The organism is Streptomyces sp. NPDC045968 (assembly GCF_056430475.1).
Map to the genome: position 1 here is coordinate 320749 of NZ_JBWKLF010000009.1, position 22428 is coordinate 343176.

The 22428-nt window shown below is 71.6% G+C and carries 21 protein-coding genes; 12 read left to right on the top strand and 9 right to left on the bottom strand.

What is annotated here, in order from left to right:
• Positions 1–68 precede the first annotated feature (68 nt).
• Positions 69–1130: an SGNH/GDSL hydrolase family protein gene (locus AC07FA_RS26235; RefSeq protein WP_479078807.1), complete on the bottom strand. Its 1062-nt coding sequence runs from the start codon at positions 1128–1130 to the stop codon at positions 69–71.
• A gap of 155 nt (positions 1131–1285) precedes the next feature.
• Here AC07FA_RS26235 and AC07FA_RS26240 point away from each other — a divergent pair, with 155 nt between their 5' ends.
• On the top strand, positions 1286–2689 hold the full coding sequence (locus tag AC07FA_RS26240; RefSeq protein WP_479078689.1) for a cystathionine beta-synthase: 1404 nt from the start codon (positions 1286–1288) through the stop codon (positions 2687–2689).
• A gap of 294 nt (positions 2690–2983) precedes the next feature.
• On the opposite strand, the gene AC07FA_RS26245 is transcribed toward AC07FA_RS26240, so the two are convergent.
• The gene (locus tag AC07FA_RS26245; RefSeq protein ID WP_479078690.1) at positions 2984–3403 is read right to left on the bottom strand and encodes a hypothetical protein; all 420 of its coding nucleotides are present in this window, start codon (positions 3401–3403) and stop codon (positions 2984–2986) included.
• Between the two features lie 199 nt (positions 3404–3602).
• On the opposite strand from AC07FA_RS26245, the gene AC07FA_RS26250 reads away from it, so the two are divergent.
• Entirely contained in the window at positions 3603–4418 is an 816-nt protein-coding gene (locus tag AC07FA_RS26250; RefSeq protein ID WP_479078809.1) for a MurR/RpiR family transcriptional regulator, read from the top strand.
• Positions 4419–4474: 56 nt separating this feature from the next.
• Here AC07FA_RS26250 and AC07FA_RS26255 read toward each other — a convergent pair whose 3' ends face one another.
• From AC07FA_RS26255 to AC07FA_RS26275, 5 genes are all read right to left on the bottom strand, one after another.
• Positions 4475–4849: a roadblock/LC7 domain-containing protein gene (locus tag AC07FA_RS26255; protein ID WP_479078692.1), complete on the bottom strand. Its 375-nt coding sequence runs from the start codon at positions 4847–4849 to the stop codon at positions 4475–4477.
• Positions 4850–4912: 63 nt separating this feature from the next.
• On the bottom strand, positions 4913–5386 hold the full coding sequence (locus tag AC07FA_RS26260; RefSeq protein WP_479078693.1) for a roadblock/LC7 domain-containing protein: 474 nt from the start codon (positions 5384–5386) through the stop codon (positions 4913–4915).
• A 38-nt stretch (positions 5387–5424) separates the two neighbouring features.
• On the bottom strand, positions 5425–6222 hold the full coding sequence (locus AC07FA_RS26265; protein WP_479078694.1) for a transcriptional regulator: 798 nt from the start codon (positions 6220–6222) through the stop codon (positions 5425–5427).
• On the bottom strand, positions 6219–6623 hold the full coding sequence (locus tag AC07FA_RS26270) for a hypothetical protein (protein WP_479078696.1): 405 nt from the start codon (positions 6621–6623) through the stop codon (positions 6219–6221). The genes AC07FA_RS26265 and AC07FA_RS26270 overlap by 4 nt, the downstream gene beginning before the upstream one ends.
• A gap of 135 nt (positions 6624–6758) precedes the next feature.
• Positions 6759–8111, bottom strand: a complete 1353-nt coding sequence (locus tag AC07FA_RS26275) for an APC family permease (RefSeq protein ID WP_479078698.1) — start codon at positions 8109–8111, stop codon at positions 6759–6761.
• Positions 8112–8245: 134 nt separating this feature from the next.
• Here AC07FA_RS26275 and hutU point away from each other — a divergent pair, with 134 nt between their 5' ends.
• The 4 genes from hutU to hutI all read left to right on the top strand — a co-directional run bounded on the left by hutU (position 8246) and on the right by hutI (position 13813).
• Entirely contained in the window at positions 8246–9904 is a 1659-nt protein-coding gene (gene hutU / locus AC07FA_RS26280; protein WP_479078699.1) for a urocanate hydratase, read from the top strand.
• Between the two features lie 110 nt (positions 9905–10014).
• Positions 10015–11229, top strand: coding sequence for an allantoate amidohydrolase (locus tag AC07FA_RS26285; RefSeq protein ID WP_479078811.1), 1215 nt, complete (start codon positions 10015–10017; stop codon positions 11227–11229).
• Positions 11230–11246: 17 nt separating this feature from the next.
• On the top strand, positions 11247–12596 hold the full coding sequence (locus AC07FA_RS26290; protein WP_479078812.1) for a formimidoylglutamate deiminase: 1350 nt from the start codon (positions 11247–11249) through the stop codon (positions 12594–12596).
• A 44-nt stretch (positions 12597–12640) separates the two neighbouring features.
• On the top strand, positions 12641–13813 hold the full coding sequence (hutI, locus tag AC07FA_RS26295) for an imidazolonepropionase (protein ID WP_479078701.1): 1173 nt from the start codon (positions 12641–12643) through the stop codon (positions 13811–13813).
• A gap of 111 nt (positions 13814–13924) precedes the next feature.
• On the opposite strand, the gene AC07FA_RS26300 is transcribed toward hutI, so the two are convergent.
• Entirely contained in the window at positions 13925–14950 is a 1026-nt protein-coding gene (locus AC07FA_RS26300) for an RNA polymerase sigma factor SigF (RefSeq protein ID WP_479078702.1), read from the bottom strand.
• A 282-nt stretch (positions 14951–15232) separates the two neighbouring features.
• Between AC07FA_RS26300 and AC07FA_RS26305 the strand changes: the two genes are divergently transcribed.
• From AC07FA_RS26305 to AC07FA_RS26330, 6 genes are all read left to right on the top strand, one after another.
• Positions 15233–15601, top strand: coding sequence for an STAS domain-containing protein (locus AC07FA_RS26305; protein WP_479078704.1), 369 nt, complete (start codon positions 15233–15235; stop codon positions 15599–15601).
• A gap of 192 nt (positions 15602–15793) precedes the next feature.
• Complete coding sequence (locus AC07FA_RS26310; protein ID WP_479078705.1) at positions 15794–16285, top strand: ATP-binding protein; 492 nt, start codon at positions 15794–15796, stop codon at positions 16283–16285.
• Positions 16286–16432: 147 nt separating this feature from the next.
• Entirely contained in the window at positions 16433–17098 is a 666-nt protein-coding gene (locus AC07FA_RS26315) for a peptidase (protein ID WP_479078706.1), read from the top strand.
• Positions 17099–17186: 88 nt separating this feature from the next.
• On the top strand, positions 17187–18173 hold the full coding sequence (locus AC07FA_RS26320) for a COG1470 family protein (RefSeq protein WP_479078707.1): 987 nt from the start codon (positions 17187–17189) through the stop codon (positions 18171–18173).
• A 95-nt stretch (positions 18174–18268) separates the two neighbouring features.
• Positions 18269–19282 (top strand): hypothetical protein, encoded by a 1014-nt coding sequence (locus AC07FA_RS26325; RefSeq protein WP_479078813.1) that lies wholly within the window; start codon positions 18269–18271, stop codon positions 19280–19282.
• A 14-nt stretch (positions 19283–19296) separates the two neighbouring features.
• Entirely contained in the window at positions 19297–20643 is a 1347-nt protein-coding gene (locus AC07FA_RS26330) for a hypothetical protein (RefSeq protein WP_479078814.1), read from the top strand.
• Positions 20644–20782: 139 nt separating this feature from the next.
• Here the strand turns inward: AC07FA_RS26330 and AC07FA_RS26335 are convergent, their stop codons facing one another.
• On the bottom strand, positions 20783–22270 hold the full coding sequence (locus AC07FA_RS26335; RefSeq protein WP_479078708.1) for an oligopeptide:H+ symporter: 1488 nt from the start codon (positions 22268–22270) through the stop codon (positions 20783–20785).
• Between the last annotated feature and the right edge of the window lie 158 nt (positions 22271–22428).

Sequence of the window (22428 nt, forward strand, 5' to 3'; positions counted from 1 at the left end):
TCGCTGAGGTCACCCGGCAGGCCGTGTGATGCGGGCCTCTTTTCTAAGCAACCGCTCAGTCGCTCGGCTCAGTCGCTCTGCCGTGCCTCCCGGTACGCCGGGTCTGTGCCCGGGTCCGTGCCGGGGTGCCTGGCCGGGCCCGTGGGCGGGTGCGTGGCCGGGTGTGAGGCCGGTTCCGTGGCCGTGGGCAGGCGCCGCCGCCTGCGGTGCTTGAGCAGGGCCCAGGGCGCCCGCGCCCCCGTGACCTCCGTACCGGCCTCCCGTGCCGCCCTGGAGGCCGCCTTGGCCACCGGCAGCATGCCCTCGCGCCGCGCCCCGTCCAGCCGGTCGGACTCCGGCCACAGGCCCAGCGCCGCGCACAGGGTCGGCAGCATCGCCATCGCCGCCGTCGCGTACCCCTCCGCCGACGGGTGGTAGTTGTCCGGGCCGAACAGCTCACGCGGATTCGCCGCGAACTCCGGCCCCAGCAGGTCGCCCAGCGACACCGTGCGGCCGCCCTGCTCCACGGCGCCGATGGTCTGCGCCGCCGCGAGCTGCCGGCTCACCCGCCGGGCCAGCCAGCGCAGCGGCTGGTAGACCGGCTCGATGGTCCCCAGATCCGGGCACGTGCCGACGATCACCTCCGCGCCCGCCGTCCGCAGCCTGCGCACGGCCGTGGTCAGACACCGCACCGACTGGGTGGCGGGCATCCGGTGCGTCACGTCGTTCGCCCCGATCATGATCACGCAGACATCGGGCACCCGCGCCGGATCGGCCAGCAGCAGCGAGACCTGGCGCTCCAGGTCGTCGGAGCGTGCGCCCGGCAACGCGACGTTCCTCATGTCCACCGGCCGTTCGGAGACCGCCGCGAGCCCCGAGGCGAGGAGCGCCCCGGGCGTCTGCCCGGCCCTGCGCACCCCCTGGCCGGCCGCCGTCGAATCACCGAGCAGCCCGAGCCGCAGCGGTTCGTCGGGGCCGGTGAACGCCACCCCGTACCGCCCGTCCGCACTCGGCGGAACCGGCGCCGTACCGCCGCCCACCTGCCGTTTCGCCAGCTGGACCTCGGCCAGCACCACTCCCACCGTCGCGGCTCCGATCAGCCCGATGCTGCCGCCTCCATAAGCAGCGCCCGCCGCGATCCGCCGTGCCACCCTCGCCCTCGACACAGTCGGGTCCACCTCCTCGTTGCCGTACGCCGTACCTACACCTACCTGCCCCGTGGGAGGCAGCGCCCAATCGCTTCGCCCAATCTCGTGCCCGTACGCATACTCTGGGCCGGACCATCTCGGAGATCCCGGAGTACACGGTGCAATTCCACGATTCGATGATCAGTCTTGTCGGCAACACCCCGCTGGTGAGGCTGCGCAATGTGACGGCAGGCATCCAGGCGACGGTCCTGGCCAAGGTCGAGTACTTCAACCCAGGCGGGTCGGTGAAGGACCGCATCGCGCTGCGCATGATCGAGGCGGCCGAGCAGAGCGGCGAGCTCAAGCCCGGCGGCACGATCGTGGAGCCGACCAGCGGCAACACGGGCGTCGGTCTCGCCATCGTCGCCCAGCAGAAGGGCTACAAGTGCATCTTCGTCTGCCCTGACAAGGTGTCCATGGACAAGATCAATGTGATGCGCGCGTACGGCGCCGAGGTCGTCGTCTGCCCGACGGCCGTCGACCCCGAGCACCCGGACTCGTACTACAACGTCTCCGACCGGCTGGTCCGGGAGACGCCGGGGGCCTGGAAGCCCGACCAGTACTCCAACGCGAACAACCCGCGCTCCCATTACGAGACCACGGGTCCGGAGCTCTGGGAGCAGACGGACGGCCGCATCACCCACTTCGTGGCGGGCGTCGGCACGGGCGGCACCATCACCGGCACCGGCCGCTATCTCAAGGAGATCAGCGACGGCGCGGTGAAGGTCGTCGGCGCGGACCCGGAGGGCTCGGTCTACTCGGGCGGCTCCGGACGTCCGTATCTGGTCGAGGGCGTCGGCGAGGACTTCTGGCCCACCGCCTACGACCGCACGGTCACGGACGAGATCGTCGCGGTGTCCGACAAGGACTCCTTCCAGATGACCCGGCGTCTCGCCAAGGAGGAGGGGCTGCTCGTCGGCGGTTCCTGCGGCATGGCGGTCGTGGCGGCCCTGGAGGTCGCGTCGCGGCTGGGACCGGACGACGTGGTGGTCGTCCTGCTTCCCGACAGCGGGCGCGGCTACCTCAGCAAGATCTTCAACGACGAGTGGATGGCCGACTACGGCTTCCTTGAGGACACCGGTCCCTCCGCACGCGTCGGCGCCGTCCTGGACTACAAGGACGGCCCGCTGCCGCACCTCGTCCACATGCACCCCGAGGAGACGGTCGGCGAGGCGATCGAGGTGCTCCGCGAGTACGGCGTCTCCCAGATGCCGATCGTGAAGCCGGGCGCGGGCCACCCGGACGTGATGGCCGCCGAGGTCATCGGCTCCGTCGTCGAGCGGCAGCTCCTGGACGCCCTGTTCACCCAGCGCGCCCAGCTCACCGACTCGCTGGAGAAGCACATGTCGGCCCCGCTGCCGCAGGTCGGCTCCGGTGAGCCGGTCGAGGACCTGATGGCCGCGCTCAGCGGCGCGGACGGCGCGGACGCGGCGATCGTGCTGGTGGAGGGCAAGCCCAAGGGTGTCGTGAGCAGGCAGGACCTGCTGGCGTTCCTCGCGAAGGACGCGAACACGAAGGCGTAACGCGGTGCGTCCGTGCTTCGTGAAATCGGTACGAGCGCGTCATGTACGCGCAGCACCCGCTTAACACGGCTCGGGCAGATTAGTGGGTGTCGGCAGGGAAACCCGCCGGCACCCGAGACGGCGACACGGACTACGGAGCGGCTCCCGGACCTCCACCGTCGCCAGGACGCGCACCCGGCCCTGACCCGGACCGCGTCCCTCGCGGGGACCGCCGTCGTCCCGCCCCCCGGGCAACCGGGGGTGCGGCGGTCCCCGCGACATATCTCCCCGTACCGGCTCCCGCCGCGTACCGGTTCACTCCTCCCAGGCCCTGCCGCGTGCGTCCCGCCCGGAGCGTCCCCACGCCCAGCCGTGTGCCGCGTTCACCGCGTTGACGCCGACGATCCCCGCCCAGGCCACGACCAGCCCGTCGATCCCGGCGTTCGCGACGCCGATCGCGGAGAGCGGGATCGCCAGGACCAGCGAGACGATGCCGAATCCGAACCGCTCGCCGAACCTCCCCACGGCCTGCGGCGAGCGCGTCTCGCGGGCGACGGCCATCCGCTGTTCGGCCAGATGCCGGCGCACCCGCCGGTCGAGCGTTCCGTCGAGACGCCGCTCGACCTTCTCCAGGAACGAGTCGATGAGCGCGGACTCGTACTCCGGGCCCAGTTCGGCGCGGGCCTGCACGGTGGCGTCGAGCTCTTCTGCGAGCTCGGGGTCGCGGGCTTCCATCTCCGTACCGTACGAAGCCTGGGGGCCGGAGTCAGGGGGGCTAGCCCCCCAGTTCGCGCGACAGGCCCGCCCGGCGGGCCGCGCAGCCGGGCTGTATATGGACATGCAGGCCGCTTGCTGGCTGAATGGATTTGGCCGGTGCCGGACCGGCGGGGATCTCTGGAGGGTCAGCATGAGCGGGAGCAGCCCGGCTGCGCGGTTGCAGCGGCTCTTCGAAGGGCATCGGCTCACGCCCACCCAGCGGAGGATCGCCCACTCCATGGTGCGCAGGGCCGGGGACGCGCCGTTCCTGTCCAGTGTGGAGCTGGCCGAACTGGCCGGGGTCAGCCAGCCGTCCGTCACCCGGTTCGCCGTGGCGCTCGGCTTCGACGGCTATCCCGCCCTGCGCAGACACCTGCGCGAGGTGGCCCCCGCCGACACGGCCGCGGGCGCCGAGGACACGTACAACGAGTACCAGCAGGCCGTCCGGGCCGAGATCGAGAACCTCCAGCATCTGACGGAGCTGCTCGCCGACCCGGGCCCGGTGGAGCGGGCCGGGCAGCTGCTCGCCGGCTCGCGGCCGCTGCCCGTGCTGGGGCTGCGGGCCGCGTCCTCGCAGGCGCGCGGGTTCGGCTACTTCGCCGCCAAGGTGCACCCCGATGTGCGGGTGCTCGACGAGGGCGGCAGCGCGCTGCTCGACCGGATCGACGCCGTCCGGCGGGCGGGCGCCACCGCGCTGATGTGCTTCGCGCTGCCCCGGCACCCCCGGGAGGTCGTGGAGGGACTCGCGTACGCCCAGGAGCAGGGGCTGACCGTGGTGACCGTGGCCGACTCGCTGTTCGCCCCGGTGGCCAAGCACAGCGATCTGCTGATCCCGGCCGCTGTGGGCACGGGGCTCGCCTTCGACACCGCGTGCGCGCCGATGCTGCTGGGGCGGGTGCTGCTGGAGGCCATGTGCGACGCACTGCCGGACGCGCAGGCCCGGCTGGAGGAGTTCGACGCCCGGGCCGCCGCCCGTGGGCTGTTCGTCGAGTAGAGCGGTGCCGGCGCGGCCGGGACGCCGCCCCCGGGCGGCGCTCCCGGCGAGCGGGATCAGACCTCCAGCTCGGCCTCGATCCTCTTCAGCTGGTGGCGGGCCATCGCCAGGTTGGCGCGGCTGGAGTCCAGCACCAGGTACAGGAACAGACCGTTGTTGCCACGGGTCTTGAGCAGCCGGATCAGGTGGTACTGGGTGCCGAGCGTGATGAGGATGTCCTCGATCTCGTCCTGGATGCCGAGGTGCTCCATGGTGCGGAGCTTGGCGCGTACGACATCGGTGTTTCCTGCGGCCGCGACCTCCAGGTTGAAGTCCTTGCCACCGCCGAGCGTGCCCAGTGCCATGCCGCTCGTGTAGTCGACGAGGGCGACACCGGTGGTGCCCTCGATGGACGTCATCGCTTCCTTCAGTGCCGCTTCGGTGTTCGCCATGGGTGCTCGTTTCCTTTCCTTGGCCGGTCGGGGTGACCGGAGCCGCTGGTGTGTCAGGGGGTGCTACGGGGTGGGGCGCTGCGGGAGAGGGCCGTTGCGCGGGGCGCGTGGCTGCGGGGCGCCGCTCATGGGGGACGCGGGCCGCTCGGTGCGGGCCAGTGCCGTGTCGATGAGTTCGCCGATACGCGTGCCCGCGCGGCGGCCTTCCAGATGGAGCCGGCCGACGTTGATGCGGTCATCGGCCAGCAGGGTGAGGACGGCGGAGGTGCCTGCCGCGTACGTGGCGATGTAGCCGGCCCGGCCGCGGACCAGTAGTTCGCGGAAGCCGCCCCGGCCGGTGGCGTCGGTCATCCGGATCGCCACGCCGAGTGCGGCGGCGGTCAGCGCGGCCACTCCCTCCGCTTCCACGCCCGGAGTGTCGTGGGCCACGACCAGGCCGTCGGTGCTGGCCGCCAGTGCGCCGGACAGGAGGGGGACGCGGGCCCGTAAGCGTTGGAGTTCGTCGAGGACATCCTGCACTTCGGCCTCGGGCACCATCAGTTGTCTCCTCCCGGCACGCTGTCTGAGCGCGCGTATCACAGGGCCTCCAATGCGTCTCGGAGCCGGCGCAACAGGGCGACGTCGGGGTCGGCCGTCACCTCGGGCAGGGCAGCGCGGCCGGGCGGCGCCGCTTGCTGCCTGACCGCTGCGACCAGCCCGGCGGCGGCCAGCCGCCGCAGGTCCACCAGGGTGTGGAACGCCGAACGGCCCAGCTCCCGGGCGATGTCGGAGGCCGTCCGTACGCCGTCGGCCAGCTCCAGGACCCGGAGCGCGCGCGGCGGGACGGGAGCGTCCACGGGATGGGGCGAGCGGGTCACCGGCGCGGTGTCGGTCAGTGCCTCGGGCCAGATCCGCTCCAGCAGTTCCCGGCGTCTGAGCGTCTCGCGCTGTACGGCGTCGACGGCGACGGGACGGACGGGCCCGATCCAGTGCGAGACGCCGTACCGGAACCGGGCCGGGGTCCGGGTCGGGGCGAGTGCGAAGAACGCGGCGTCGTACAAGGCGCCCAGGTGGCACAACTCCAGTGCACCGCCCGGCACATGGCCGCTGTCCACGAGGTAGCGGCCGACCCGCTGCCCGGCGCCCGCCTGGGCGACCGCGTCCCACCAGCCCTCGTGGCGCAGCGTCCCGCCGGTGGTCAGCAGGATGTCGATGCCGGGGGTGGCGGGGCTCTCGGCGTGCACCACCTGTCCGTCCGCGAGGTAGAGGGTGCCGCGGTCCCGCATCAGGGCACCGGTGGCGCGCTCGGCCGCCAGCCGCTGGAGCATGGGGGAGGGCGGGGTGCGCGGGGTACTCCCCACATCTCCCTCGGGGCCGGCGGTCGTCGGTCTCATGCCAGGACCAGCCGCTGCGCCATCTCGCCGAGCCGCAGACGGGCGAGGGCGAGATTGCCCTCCGCCCGGTCCAGCCACAGATGCAGGAAGACGCTGCTGTCGAAGGCCGTCTCGACGAAGCGGAGTATGTGGTAGCCGGCGTGTGTCGTGATGATGACGTCCTCGACCGGGGGGCCCGGTCTCGGCCTGTCCGCCTCTCCGGGCGGCGGGAGCGCGAACGCGGGCTGCTCGGCCGCCATCCGCGCCACCTCCGCCGTCTCCGCGGCGGTGGCCTCGTGGTCGCCGTTGGGCGATTCGCCGGCGGTGCCCAGGGCGAGCCCGCTCGTCCAGTCGACCACTGCGGCTCCCCGGGCACCGGGCAGCTTCATGACGTCGAGCAGGCACTCGTCGATTCCGGGCACGCGGACTCCCCTCCCGACATCGCGTACGGCTGGTCTGTGACCCAGAGATTACGCAACGTGCCCGCGCCAGGGGTGAGTTCTGGCATTTTCCACAGGTACATGCGGGCGGCCGGGCGGAGAGGCCGCCGGACCTCGTCAGTCCTTCTCGCGCACGGTCATCACCACCTTGTTGACCACCCAGAGGCCGATGCCGATCAGCAGCAGCACCCCGGACCTGATGTATACGTCGGCGTCCCGGTCGGCGAGCGGGCTGGCCAGGATCAGGGCCGAGATCGCGCCGAGTACGGGCAGGGCCGTCGGCGTACGGAAGTGGTGGTGGTCCACCCGGTCCTTGCGCAGGACGAGCACGGCGATGTTGACCACGGCGAAGACGCACAGCAGGAGGAAGGCCGTCGTGTCGCCGAGGCCCTCGATCTCCCCGGTGGAGACGAGTCCGATGGCGAGTACGGAGACGAAGACGATCCCCACCCACGGGGTGCGGCGCCCGGCGAGGACCCGGCCCATGGCGCGCGGGAGGATGCGCTCGTTGGCCATGCCGTAGCAGAGCCGCGAGGCCATCATGATGTTGATCAGGGCGGAGTTGGTGACCGCGAACAGGGCGATCAGGGCGAAGAGTTTCGGCGGGAAATCGATGCCGCCCGCCTTCACCACTTCCCGGAGCGGGCCGCTGGAGGTCTCCAGGGTGCGGTAGTCGACCAGGAGCGAGGAGATCAGGGCCACCAGCACGTAGACCGTGCCCGTCACGGCGACGCCGATGAAGATGGCGCGCGGGAAGGTGCGGGCGGGGTTCTGCGTCTCCTCGGCCATGTTCACCGAGTCCTCGAAGCCGACGAAGGCGAAGAAGCCGAGCGCGGTCGCGCCGAGCACGCTGGTGATCAGCGCGAAGCCGGTGCCGCTCGCCTCGAACTCGGTCAGCCGGGACGGCTGCCCCTCGCCCGCCAGGACGGCGTACGCGCCGATGGACAGGATCACCAGCAGACCGGTGACCTCGACGGCCGTCAGCACGACGTTCGCCTTCACCGACTCGGCGACGCCGCGCAGATTGATCGCCGCGAGGGCCAGGATGAAGAGGATGGCGACCAGTGTGGGCGGCACGGCGGAGGTGAACTCCCCGAGGTAGTCGCCGCTGAAGGCGCGGGCCGCCGCGCTCGCGGAGGAGAGCCCCGAGCACATCACCATGAAGGCGATCACGAAGGTCAGGAACGGGACCTTGAACGCCTTCTGGGTGTAGAGCGCCGCCCCGGCCGCCTTGGGGTACTTGCCGACGAGTTCCACGTACGAGGCGGCCGTCAGGATCGCGACGACGAAACCGATCAGGAACGGCAGCCAGAGCGCCCCGCCCACCTTCCCCGCCACCTTGCCTGTGGTGGCGTAGATACCGGTGCCGAGGATGTCGCCGATCACGAAAAGGATCAGCAGCCTGGGGCCGATGGCCCGCTTGAGCGCCGGTGTTTCCGCTGTGGCGGGTGGTTCGGGTGTGTGCGACATGGTCACAGAGGCCTCCCCCGGGTGTGTGGTGCCAGACATCTGCCCGGGCGCGGCATGGGGCTCACCTGTTGACTACAAGTATTCAGACCTTCAGGATGTGAATAGAAGATTCACAGTTGCGAGGAGGCATTGCCATGTCAGGACCCCGCCCCGTACGGGCACCGCGCGGTACCGAACTGAGCGCCCTGGGATGGCAGCAGGAAGCCGCCCTCCGCATGCTGCAGAACAACCTCGACCCCGAGGTCGCCGAGCACCCCGACAAGCTCGTCGTCTACGGCGGCACGGGCAAGGCGGCCCGCGACTGGCGCTCGTTCGACGCCATGGTCCGTACGCTGCGGACGCTCAAGCAGGACGAGACGATGCTCGTCCAGTCCGGGCGGCCGGTCGGCGTCATGCAGACCCACGAGTGGGCGCCGCGCGTCCTGATCGCCAACTCCAACCTGGTCGGCGACTGGGCGAACTGGGAGGAGTTCCGCCGCCTGGAGGCCCTCGGCCTCACCATGTACGGACAGATGACCGCAGGGTCCTGGATCTACATCGGTACGCAGGGCATCCTCCAGGGCACGTACGAGACGTTCGCCGCCATCGCCGCGAAGAAGTTCAACGGGACGCTCGCGGGGACGATCACCCTGACGGCCGGGCTCGGCGGCATGGGCGGCGCCCAGCCGCTCGCCGTGACCATGAACGACGGCGTCGCGATCTGTATCGACTGCGACCCGCGCGCCATCGAGCGCAGGATCGAGCACCGCTTCCTCGATGTGAAGGCCGACAACCTGGAGCACGCGCTCCAGCTGGCCGTCGAGGCCCGCGACGCCCGCCGCCCGCTCTCCATCGGCCTGCTCGGCAACGCGGCGGAACTGCTGCCCCGCATGCTCGCCGAAGGCGCCCCGGTCGACATCGTCACCGACCAGACCAGCGCGCACGACCCGCTCGCCTATCTGCCGCTCGGCGTCGACTTCGACGACATGGCCTCGTACGCCGCCGAGAAGCCGGCCGACTTCACCCAGCGGGCGCGGGAGTCGATGGCCGCGCACGTCGAGGCGATGGTCGGCTTCATGGACGCGGGCGCCGAGGTCTTCGACTACGGCAACTCCATCCGTGGCGAGGCCCAACTCGCCGGATACACGCGGGCCTTCGACTTCCCGGGCTTCGTGCCCGCGTACATCAGGCCGCTCTTCTGCGAGGGCAAGGGGCCCTTCCGCTGGGCCGCCCTTTCGGGCGAGGCGTCCGACATCCACAAGACGGACAAGGCGATGCTCGAACTCTTCCCGGAGAACGAGTCGCTGCACCGCTGGATCAAGATGGCCGGCGAGCGCGTCCACTTCCAGGGGCTGCCCGCCCGTATCTGCTGGCTCGGCTACGGCGAGCGGGACAAGGCCGGCGAGCGCTTCAACGACATGGTGGCGAGCGGCGAACTGGCCGCCCCGCTGGCCATCGGCCGCGACCACCTGGACTGCGGCTCCGTCGCCTCGCCGTACCGCGAGACCGAAGCCATGCTCGACGGCTCGGACGCGATCGCCGACTGGCCGCTGCTGAACGCCATGGTCAACGTGGCGTCCGGGGCCTCCTGGGTGTCGATCCACCACGGCGGCGGCGTCGGCATGGGGCGCTCCCTCCACGCGGGCCAGGTCACCGTCGCCGACGGTACGAAGCTGGCGGGGGAGAAGATCCGCCGGGTGCTGACCAACGACCCGGGCATGGGCGTCATCCGGCACGTCGACGCCGGGTACGACATCGCGGAGTCGGTCGCCGAGGACAAGGGCGTACGCGTCCCGATGACGGAGGGCGAGTGACCGCCGCCGCGGACAGCCGTGCCACCGGCGCGGAGGCCCCCTCCGCGCCGCGTCCCACCCCGCCGCGCCCGGCCACGGCCGGGCCGGCCGGCGGTTCCTCCTTCCACGAGATGTGGCGCGACCTCGCTCCCCTCGGACGCGACGCGGACTCCGGCGGATACCGGCGGTACGCCTGGACCGGAGCCGACGCGGACTGCCGGGACTGGTTCCGCACGCAGGCCGAGGCCCGCGGCCTCACCCTTGAGGTGGACCGCAACGGCAACCAGTGGGCCTGGCTCGGTGACCCCCTCGCGGGGGACGCCGTCGTCACCGGCTCGCACCTCGACTCCGTGCCCGACGGCGGTGCCTTCGACGGCCCGCTCGGCGTGGTCTCCTCCTTCGCCGCGCTCGACGAACTCCGCCGCAGGGGAGCGGAGTTCGTCAAGCCCCTGGCCATCACCAACTTCGGTGACGAGGAGGGGGCCCGCTTCGGGCTCGCCTGCGTCGGCTCCCGGCTCGCCGCCGGGCAGCTGACCCTCGAGAACGCCCACCGGCTCCGCGACGGGGACGGTGTGTCCCTGCCGCAGGCCATGGCAGCCGCCGGATACGACCCCGACGCCATCGGCCCGGACCCCGAACGGCTCGCCCGTATCGGAGCGTTCGTCGAACTGCACGTGGAGCAGGGGCGCGCCCTCGACCTCACCGGCGACCCGGTCGGCATCGCCTCCGCCATCTGGCCGCACGGGCGCTGGCGCTTCGATTTCCGGGGCGAGGCCAACCACGCGGGCACCACCCGGCTCGCCGACCGGCGCGACCCGATGCTCACGTACGCCGAGACCGTGCTCGCCGCCCGCCGGGAGGCGGAGCTCACCGGCGCGCTGGCCACCTTCGGCAAGATCGCCGTGGAGCCGAACGGGGTCAACGCCATCCCCTCCCTCGTGCGCGGCTGGCTCGATTCCCGCGCCGCCGACCAGGCCACCCTGGACACCGTCGTCACGGGCATCGAACGCGCCGCCCGCGACCACGCGGAGCGGGCCGGCATCGATCTCACCGTCGTCCGGGAATCCTTCACCCCGGTGGTCGAGTTCGAGCACGCGCTGCGGGACGAGATCTCCAGGCTCCTCACCGCCCGCCCGTCCCACGACACGGACCGCGCCGTGCCCGTCCTCGGCACCGGAGCGGGGCACGATGCGGGTATTTTGTCCGCTTCGGTGCCTACCGCCATGCTGTTCGTCCGCAACCCCACCGGCATTTCGCACTCGCCGGCCGAATACGCCGCCGAGGACGACTGCGTGGCCGGTGTGATCGCACTCGCCGACGTACTGGAAGGCCTCGCGTGCCGCTGACAACCGAGCCGACCCCGATGCCCGGCGCACCCGGCTCCACCACCTACTGGCTCTCCCACGCCTGGCTCGGCAGCCACGTCGAGCCGGGCGTCACCCTGGACGTGGCCGGCGGACGGATCACCGGTGTGCGCACCGGCGTCGCCACACCCCCGCCCGGCGCCACGGTGCTGCGCGGCCTGACGCTCCCCGGGCTGGCCAACACCCACTCGCACGCCTTCCACCGGGCCCTGCGCGGCAGCGTCCAGGTGGGCTCCGGCACCTTCTGGACCTGGCGCGAGCTGATGTACGGGGCGGCCTCCCGGCTGACCCCCGACACGTACTACGAGCTGGCCCGCGCCGCCTACGCCGAAATGGCCCTGGCCGGCATCACCGCCGTCGGCGAATTCCACTATCTCCACCACGCGCCCGGCGGCACCCCCTACGAGAACCCGAACGCGATGGGCGAAGCGCTCATCGCCGCCGCCGCCGAGGCCGGAATCCGCATCACCCTGCTGGACACCGCCTACCTCTCCGCCGGATTCGGCGAGAAGCCCGGACGTCACCAGCTCCGCTTCTCCGACACCACCGCCGACGCCTGGGCCGAACGGGCCTCGCTCCTCAAGGGCGACGACCACACGCTGATCGGCGCCGCCGTCCACTCCGTACGCGCCGTCCCGGCCGGGCAGCTCGCCACCGTCGCACAGTGGGCCGAGGAGAGGGACGCCCCGCTCCATGTCCACCTCTCCGAGCAGATCGCGGAGAACGAAGCCTGCCTCGCCGCCCACGGCCGCACCCCCACCCGGCTGCTCGCCGACCACGGGGTGCTCGGCCGCCGGACCACCGGCATCCACAACACGCACCTGACGCCCGAGGACATCGACCTGCTGGGCTCCTCGGGCACCGGCACCTGTATGTGCCCCACCACCGAACGCGACCTCGCCGACGGCATCGGCCCCGCCGTCGCCCTCCAGCGCGCGGGCTCCCCGCTCTCGCTGGGCAGCGACAGCCACGCCGTGATCGACCTCTTCGAAGAGGCGCGCGCGATGGAGCTCAACGAGCGGCTGCGTACCCACGTGCGCGGCCACTGGACGGCGTCGGCCCTGCTCCGGGCGGCCTCCGCCACCGGGCACGCCGCACTCGGCCGCCCGGACGCGGGCATCATCGAACCCGGGGCGCCCGCCGACCTCACCACCGTCGCCCTGGACTCCGTCAGAACAGCGGGACCGCCGCCCCGGCTGGCCGCCGAAGCAGTCGTATTCGCCGCCTCCGCCGCTGATGTGCGGCACACGGTCGTGGCAGGCCGCCAGATCGTCCGGGACGGTCACCACACTCAGGTGCAGGACGTGCCCGCAGCGCTCGCTTCGGCCATCGCCGCCCTGCACGGCTGATCCAGGACCCCCCGGACCCTCGCGCAAGGAGAAACAGCCTCCTCATGACGACGACCGCCGTCATCAACATCGCCAGCCTGGTCACCAACGACCCCTCCCTCGGAAACGGGACCCCCCTGGGCCTGATCCGGGACGCGGCCGTCGTCATCGAAGGCGACCGCGTCGTCTGGACCGGTGAATCAAGCAAAGCACCCGCCACTGACAACGCCGTCGACGCGGGCGGCCGGGCCGTCGTCCCGGGCTTCGTGGACTCCCACTCCCATCTGCTCTTCGCGGGCGACCGGACCCAGGAGTTCAACGCCCGGATGTCGGGCCTGCCCTACACCGCGGGCGGCATCAGAACGACCGTCGCCGCGACCCGCGCCGCCTCCGACGACGCGCTCGCCGCCAACGTCTCCCGCTATCTCGCCGAGGCGGCACGCCAGGGCACCACCACCTTCGAGACCAAGTCCGGCTACGGCCTCACCGTCGAGGACGAGGCCCGGGCCCTGCGCATCGCCGCCCGCCACACCGAGGAGGTCACCTACCTCGGCGCCCACGTCGTACCGCCCGACTACGCCGACGACCCCGCCGGCTACGTCGGCCTGGTCACCGGGCCGATGCTGGACGCCTGCGCCCCGTACGCCCGCTGGATCGACGTCTTCTGCGAGAAGGGCGCCTTCGACGGGGACCAGGCCCGCGCCATCCTCACCGCGGGCCGCGCCAAGGGGCTGCACCCCCGCATCCACGCCAACCAGCTCAGCTACGGCCCCGGCGTGCAGCTCGCCGTGGAGCTCGACGCCGCGTCCGCCGACCACTGCACCCACCTCACCGACGCCGACGTGGACGCGCTGGCCCAGGGGAACACGGTCGCCACGCTCCTGCCGGGCGCGGAGTTCTCCACCCGCGCGAAGTGGCCCGACGCCCGCCGCATCCTCGACGCGGGAGCCACCGTCGCACTCTCCACGGACTGCAACCCCGGCTCGTCCTTCACGTCCTCCATGCCCTTCTGCATCGCCCTCGCCGTACGGGACATGGGCATGACGCCGGACGAAGCCCTCTGGTCCGCCACCGCGGGCGGCGCCGCCGCGCTGCGCCGTACGGACATCGGCGCCATCACCCCGGGCGCCCGCGCGGATCTCGTCCTCCTCGACGCCCCCAGCCATGTGCACCTCGCCTACCGGCCGGGAGTCCCGCTGGTCAGCGCGGTGTGGCAGCGCGGAGAGCGCACCCTCTGACCCGGTCCGTGACGCGCCCGCACACATGCGGAAGGACCCGCCCCTTGCCGGGCAGGTCCTTCCGCAGGGCTTCACCGTCGCCGGTCCGGCAGGGACCGGGGCGGGGAAAGCTCACTCCTCCAGGGTCAGGCCCTTCCTGAGCTTGACCAGGGTGCGCGAGAGCAGCCGGGAGACGTGCATCTGCGAGATGCCGAGCTCCTCACCGATCTCCGCCTGCGTCATGTTGGCGACGAAGCGGAGCGAGAGGATCGTACGGTCGCGCGTCGGGAGCGAGGCGATGAGCGGCTTCAGGGACTCGACGTACTCGATGCCTTCGAGCCCGTGGTCCTCGTAGCCGATCCGGTCCGCCAGCGCGCTCTCGTGCTCGTCCTCGTCCGGCTTGGCGTCCAGCGAGCTCGCGGTGTACGCGTTGCTCGCGGCCATGCCCTCGACGACTTCGTCGCGGGTGATGCCGAGACGCTCGCCGAGCTCGGCCACGGTGGGCGCCCGGTCCAGCTGCTGGGCGAGCTCGTCGCCCGCCTTGGCCAGGTCGAGCCGCAGCTCCTGCAGGCGGCGCGGGACGCGCACGGACCAGCTGGTGTCGCGGAAGAAGCGCTTGATCTCGCCCATGATGGTCGGCATCGCGAAGGTCGGGAATTCGACGCCGCGGCTGAGTTCGAAGCGGCCGATCGCCTTGATCAGCCCGATGGTGCCGACCTGGACGATGTCCTCCATCGGTTCGCTGCGGGAGCGGAACCGGGAGGCGGCGAACTTGACGAGGGCCATGTTCAGTTCGACGAGCGTGTTGCGTACGTACGCGTACTCGTGGGTGCCCTCTTCCAGGGTCTCCAGCCGCGCGAAGAGCGTCTTCGACAGGGCCCTGGAGTCCATGGGCCCCAGATCGGCGGAGGGCGGGATGTCGGGCAGCCCCTCCAGACCTTCGAGGAGCTCCGTCCCCTCGCCATACGGGACGGCGGCGAGGCCGGTGCTTTCGGTACGGCTGGTGGAGCTGGTGGATCCGGTCCTGCTGGTGGTGCTGGTGGCGCTGGTGCGCGGGCCGGGTACGGCGATCGCGGCACGGGAGTCGGAATTGGTCGGTCCCTGAGGACATATCGACGGCGCGTTGTGGGTACGCGCTACGTCGAGCCGGGGTGACATGCTTCTCCTCCATCGTTCTCGGCATATGGCTGCCGATGCCCATACGTGTTCCTGCGGTGAAGCGGCGCCTCCAAAGCCACGAAAATCGGTATCCCTCTACCCTTACCCGGTTCTTGCTGCGACTTACAAGCGCCAAATCATGCGCTATGTCCGCTTTGTTCAGGTCTTCGGCTACCGCGTGGCGTACGGAACGCGTACTGTTTTACGAACGTCGGCGACAGCTAGGCAGACAGCCGCGCAGATTTCCGCGTGGGCAGTGACGGACGACGAAGAGGAACGGGCATGGACCGCGGGACGGTCGGCAGTGCGAACCGGGGTCGGCTTCATGTCGAGGTCCGGACCGAGGGGCGCAGCGAAGTCGTGACGCCGGTGGGTGAGCTCGATCACCACACCGCCGATCTGCTGCGCGAACCCCTGGAGAGTGCGGTCGAACAAGGGCGTGTGCGCCTGGTGGTGGACTGCTCTCGGCTTGAGTTCTGTGACTCCACCGGGCTGAACGTGCTGCTCGGTGCCCGCCTCAGGTCGGAGGCGGCCGGTGGCGGCGTCCACCTGGCCGGAATGCGGCCCGTCGTGGCGAGAGTCTTCGAGATCACCGGGGCCGAGGCGGTTTTCACCGTCCACGCCTCGCTCGAGGAAGCGCTCAAGGCCTGACCACGGCACGCACCCCACCCCTTCGGGCGCTGCGGGTGTTGTCCGTGTCACGCGATCGCGTGAACCAAGTGGGTGTTGTCACGATTCGGCCGGGCAGGAGACACCCCGGTGGCGTCCTGACGACTCGCACACTCTGTATCTGATCAGTATCCGTTCAATGGCGACATGGTGAATCGGTGAGGTGAAGCGCTGATGAGCACCACCCGGCAGCATCCGCCGGGCGGCCTCGGCCGCGAGCCGGACGACGCAGGCGATGCCTCCGTCGTGCCGGGGAATCGGCAGTGGCGCACGCTCTCCCTGGGACAGGCCAGTGGCATTGTGCCGACGGCCCGCGATTTCGCCCGTCAGGCGCTGTACGACTGGGGCTGGCTCCCGGCTGAGAGTGCCGACCGGCGTGCCGCCGCCGAGGACGTGCTCCTGGTCGTCTCCGAGCTGGTCACCAACGCCTGCTTGCACGCGGAGGGCCCCGAGGAGCTCCGTATCGCGTGCACGTCGAAGGTGCTGCGGGTGGAGGTCGTCGACCGCGGCGCGGGCCAGCCGGCGCCGCGCACCCCGCACCGCGCGGGGCGGCCGGGAGGCCATGGCATGTTCATCGTGCAGCGGCTCTGCCTGGACTGGGGTGTCACGCGCACTCCTGACGAGCCGGGCAAGACCGTCTGGGCGGAGCTGGCCGCGCCCGCGTGATATCCGCCGGGCCGTGCCCGGATTCGTACACCCGAAGAGCGCACCGGATCGGTGCGCTCTTTTGTCTTCCCTCCAAAAGGCCCCAGGCGTACCTTGGGCGCCAAATCTGATGCGTCGTCAGTAAAATTGGGCGTGAGGGGACTAGAGGTGTCGAACCAGAAGAGGACAGCTCTCGCCGCGGTGTCCGCGGTTGCGGGCTCGGTGGTGCTGATGGCCGCACCCGTCGCCCACGCCGAGGTCGTGGACGTCAACTACCAGTGTCAGACGCCGATCGGCCCCAAAGGGGCGGTGTCGCCCATCGACATCAAGAGCGTCAAGAGCGGCAGTGGATACACGCTCACCATGTCCTTCCAGAAGGGTGTCTCCTCCAGCCCGGTGGAGCTGGGCAAGGGCGCCATGAAACCGAGCGCGGTGATCGAGCTGGGCGGGGCCGAGAGCGGCACGGTCCAGGTCTCCGGAGCCGCGAACGCGGCGGCCGTACCCGCCAACACCCCCATCAGGATCAGCGACTTGTCGGGGACGTACACCCCGAAGAAGACCGGCAAGGTCACCTTCACCGCCGGCGTGCTCACGATCAAGGCACTCGGTACGACCACGACCTGCACGCCGAAGAACGACCCCAAGCCCTCGCTCGAACTCGACGTGGCGGGCGCCGCGACCCCGCAGAACGCCCCGGCGGGCGGCGGCGAACTGCCGAAGACCGGTCCCCTCGACTCGGCCGCCGCGCTCGGCACGCTCGGCGGCACCGTCCTGCTGACCGGTGCGGCGGGCGTGCTGTGGCTGACCCGTCGGGGACAGCGGGCCACGGGCTGACCACCGCCCCACGCCCGGACACCCCGCCCCCGGACTCCCCGCCCCCGGACGCCACACCGCCGTAAGCACCCGCACCAGGGAGCCGCCCATGTCGCTGTCGACCGGTCACGCCGCCCGAGCGGCGCTCGCCGTCCTCCTGTGCGCCCTCGCCGTCACCCCCGCGGCCGGCGTCGGTCGCCGGGATGCCGCCGTGCCGGGCTGGTCCGCCGGGCCCACCGGTGGCGGCGCGCGGCCGAGCGCCGACGGCCGGCCGTACATCTACCTGGAGGGCCCGCCCGGCACCGTACTGGAGGACCGGATCTCGGTGGCCAACCCCGGGCGCGCCCCGATCACCGTGCGGCTGCGGGGCGCCGACGCGTACACCACCGGGGGCGGCGGCTTCGCGGTGCGGGCGACGAGGCGTCCGAGCGGTACGGGGGCCTGGCTGCGGCTCGCCTCGCGCGAGGTGACCGTACCGGCCAGGACCCGCGCCGAGGTCCCCTTCGCCGTCACCGTGCCGCCCGGCGCGGCGCCCGGTGACCACCCCGGCGCCGTCCTCGCCGTCAGCGGGGGGCGCGAAGTGGGCGTACGCGTGCATCTGCGAGTGAGCGGGCCCACCCTGGCGGCGCTCACCGTGGAGGACGTCGCCGTGTCCGGGCGGACCATCCGTTACGCCCTCGTCAACCGCGGAAACGCGGCCCTCGTGCCGCGCCTGGCCGTCACCGCCGACGGACTGACCGGCACGTTCCCGCACCGGCGGGCCCGCACACTCCCGCTGGAGCTCCTGCCCGGCCAGCGGGCCGAGCTGACCGAACCCTGGCCCGACGCCCCCGCCTTCGGCCGGGTCACCGTCCGGCTGAGCGTCACAGCGGCGGGCGGGGCGCACGGCGAGGCGTCGGCATCGGCGGTGTACGTCCCCTGGGCCCCGCTCACCGGTGGCGCGCTGCTGGTGCTCGCAGCGATCGCCGGGGGTGCGTACGTCCTGCGGCGGCGCCGGCACCGCGAGGCGCCGGGCGACGACCCGCCCGGCCCGTGTCCGGGCCGCCGATCGGCTACCCATGACCGGCACTTGTCGAAGGCGGGAGCGCACGCGTGACCGGAGAGACCACAAAGACCACCAAGACCGGACAGGCGCCCCTCCCGCACAGCAGCGGCCGGCCCGCCGCACCACACCCGGCGCGCCCCCTCGCCCTGCTCCCCGCCCTTCTCCTCGCCCTGCTCCCCGTACTCCTGCTCCTGCCCGCCCCGGCCGCCGCCGCGGAAGGCGAACCCGCCGTCACGCTCTCCGCGCAGCAGGGCGGCAAGGGCGGGGACATCACCGTCAAGGGCCGCGGCTGGCGTCCTGGCACCCTGCTGATGATGCTGATCTGCGGACAGGCCACGCCCGCCAAGGGCGTGATCGGGGGCACCAACTCCTGCGCCAACGCGGACGGCCGCGCCGTCACCACCGACAAGGCGGGCGCCTTCGCCAAGGAGATGCCGGTCGCCGAGCCGCCCGTGGCCTGCCCGTGTGTGGTGCACGTCGCCACGGTCACCGGCGAACAGGCCACCGCCGACGCGGTGTTCGAGGTCGCGGGGCACCCGACCGCCCCCATCCCCCAGCAGACCGGCGGCGGCAGGCTCGCCGTGCTGGCGACCACCCGGCTGGCGGGCGACAGCGGACTGCTGACCTGGTTCGGCGCCCCGGCCTCCCGGAAGCTGGTGTTCACCGTCGGCAACCTCGGCTCCGCACCGGTCAGGGACCCCGTCTTCGAGATCGGCACCGCGCACGGCGTCTACGCCCCGCAGTGGGAGGAGCGGCAGTGGCGCGGCACCGTCGCCCCCGGCCGCAAGGCGCAGATCGAGCTGCCGGTCGAACTGGCCGCGGGTGCGCACGGCGACTACCAGATCTCCCTGCGGTACGGGACGAAGGTGCTGGCCGAGCAGCCGTGGCGGGTGGGCCGTCCCTGGGGCGTCACGCTCTTCTGGATCCTGCTGTGCGTCGTCGTACCGGCCGCCGTCTTCCGTATCGGCATGGCGGTCGTCGACAAGGTACGGCCGCGCCCCGCCGCCACGAGCCGCCCGCGCATCGCGCGTCACCGTCCCCGGCGGCGTACCGGGCGCGCCCCGCTGCCTGTGAGCACCACGACCACGGCCTCGCTGCCGTGGTTCACCCCGGATTCCGCACCGTCAGAGAACAGACCCACGACGAAGGGACATTCGTGAGCACGCAACGGAGGATGAGCGCGGCGGGAGTCGCGCTGATGCTCGGCGGGGCGGGGATTCTGCTGGCCGCGAGTCCAGCCCAGGCCGCCGACGTCTCGTACGGGACGGAGTGCGTTCCGCCCCCCATTTCCGGACTGCCACCCGTCCAGGGAACCACCAAGGTGCAGCTGACCGCCCCGGCGGAGGCGAAGGTCGGGGACGAGGTCGAGGTCGTCTGGAAGACGGTCGAGGCCGCCTCCAGGAACCCCGACGTCCTGGACCTGGGCAAGGACACGGTGAAGCCGTCCGGCACGGTCAAGCTGGGCGGGGCGGCGAGCGGCGAGCTGAAGCTCGAAGGGCCCCGGCAGAACCCGCCGATCCCCAAGAACAGCCCCATGGTGCTGCCCGATATGAAGGGCACGCTGAAACTGGAGAAGGCGGGAGAACTGACGCTGACGCCGGACGCGTACACCATCAACGTGTCCAAGCCGATCTCCACGGACACCAAGTGCGCCCCGAAGGAGGCGGTCCAGCCGGGCGCCACGATCAAGGTGACGGCGGGCGGTGGCACCACAGCCGGCGGTACGACCGCGGGCGGCACCACAGCCGGCGGTACGACCGCGGGCGGCACCACAGCCGGGGGCACGACAGCCGGGGGCACGACCGCCGGGGGCACGACCGCCGGCGGCAGCGATGCCGGTGGTACGGACTCCGGTGGTACGGACTCCGGCGGCACCGGCGGCGGCACCGACTTCGAGGGCAAGGAGGTGGCCGTCCCGTACACCTGCAAGACCCCCATCGGGGACAAGAACGCCACCTCCCCGGTGAAGATCAACGCCAAGAAGAGCGGCGGCGGCTACGCCCTCACCGTGAAGTTCAGCAAGTCCGTGATGGACAGCCCCATCGACATCCCCGCCGACTCGGTGAAGCCCTCCATGGAGGTCAAGCTGGGCGGCGCCGACAAGGGCACCGTCCACGTCGAGGGGCCCACGAACAAGGCGCCCATCAAGGGCGGCGCACCGATCGAGATCCCCGACCTCACGGGCACGTACAAGCCGGGCGCGAGCGGTAAGTCCACGCTCAGCCCGGGTGTCCTCACCGTCGCGGCGCTCGGGACGACGACGACCTGCACCCCGCCGGCCGGGGTGGCGGTCTCGCTGGAGCTCGACACCGCCGCCCAGCCGGGCGGTGCTTCCGGCGGCGGACCGGGGGGCGCCGCGGCATCCGGCGGCGGTACGGACTCCGGCGGCGGTCTCGCGGCCACCGGGGCCGAGGACGACGGCGCACTGCGCGCACTCGGGCTGGTCGCCGGCACGGCGATCCTGCTCGGCGGCGCGGTGTTCACCTTCACCCCGTGGCGCCGACTGCGCGGAAACAGCTGACACCAGGGCGCGAGCCAAGGCCCAGGCCGGTACCAGGGCACGAGCCAAGGCGCAGGCCGCTACAAGGCACACGACGGAGGGCCGCCGCACCGGAATCGGTGCGACGGCCCTCCGTACGCGCTACGAGGCTGTACGCGTATCAGCGCACGTTGCCCATGAGCTCCTTGACCTTGCCGCGGTACATGAAGATCGCGACACCCGCGAGCACCGCGAGCGCGGCCTGGAGGGCGACCACCCCGGAGCCGTTGAGCTCGACCCCGGCGATGGACAGCAGACCCGTGGTGCAGTCACCGGCCGTCACGGCCAGGAACCAGACACCCATCATCTGGCTGGCGTACTTGGCCGGAGCCATCTTCGTGGTGACGGAGAGGCCGACGGGGGAGAGCGTCAGCTCGGCGACGGTCTGGATGAAGTAGATCGCGACCAGCCACATCGCGGCGGCCTTGTGGCCGTCACCCGCGATCGTCAGGGGCAGCAGGAAGACGAAGAACGACGCACCGACCAGCACCAGACCGGAGCTGAACTTCACGATGGTGCTCGGCTCCTTGCCCCGCCGGTTCAGCGCCAGCCAGAAGGCGGCGAAGACCGGGGCCAGCGCCATGATCAGGACCGGGTTGACCGACTGGTACCAGGAGACCGGGAAGTCCCAGCCGAGGACCGAGTTCTCGGCCGAGGACTCGGCGAAGATCGCCAGCGTCGAACCGCCCTGGTCGTAGATCATCCAGAAGATGGCGGCGGCGACGAAGAACCAGATGTAGCCGGACATCTTCGACTGCTCGGCGGCGCTGAGGTCCTTGTCGCGCTTGATGCGCGCCAGGACGACCACCGGGATGACCAGACCGGCGACGGTGATCGGGACCAGCAGCCAGTTGAGCGTGTAGACGCCGGTGACGACCGTGCCGATGTAGAAGACGGCGGCGACGCCCATCCAGATCATGGCCTTGCGCAGGGTCGACGCACGCTCGGCGGCGTCCAGCGGCTTCGGGACGACCAGGCTGCGCTCGTTCAGGTGACGCGTACCGAGCAGGAACTGCGCGACGCCCAGGCCCATGCCGAGCGCGGCGATCGCGAAGCCGAGGTGCCAGTTGACGTTCTCACCGATGGTGCCGATCACCAGGGGCGCGGCGAAGGCGCCCATGTTGATGCCCATGTAGAAGATCGTGAAGCCACCGTCACGGCGCGGGTCGTCCGGGCCGTCGTAGAGGTGGCCGACCATCGTCGAGATGTTGGACTTCAGCAGACCGGAACCGATCGCCACCAGTCCGAGACCGGCGAAGAAGGTGCCCTCGGACGGCAGCGCCAGCGTCAGGTGGCCGACCATGATGATTCCGCCGGCGATGGCGACGGTCTTGCGCGGACCCCAGACGCGGTCACCGAACCAGCCGCCGGGCATGGCGAGCAGGTACACCAAGGACAGGTAGACCGAGTAGATCGCGGTGGCCGTGCCCGCGTCCATGTCGAGCCCGTTGGGGGCGATCAGGTAGAGCGGGAGGAGCGCGCGCATTCCGTAGTAGCTGAAGCGCTCCCACATCTCCGTCATGAAGAGCGTGGCCAGGCCGCGGGGGTGGCCGAAGAAGGTCTTACCGCCGGTCGTACTGGCGGAATCCCTCGTCAGGCTGGAAGCCATGGTCGATCCTTGCTGGTCGGGACGCGTCGCCTCGTGAGCGTTACGCGCCCGGTGGGGGGTGGCCGGCACCGGCGCGGGCGTGCCCCGTCCCTCCACTCGCGAGGGACTCGCTCAGGCCACCGCTCTCCGTACGGAGTCGATGCCGGAGCCGGGGGAAG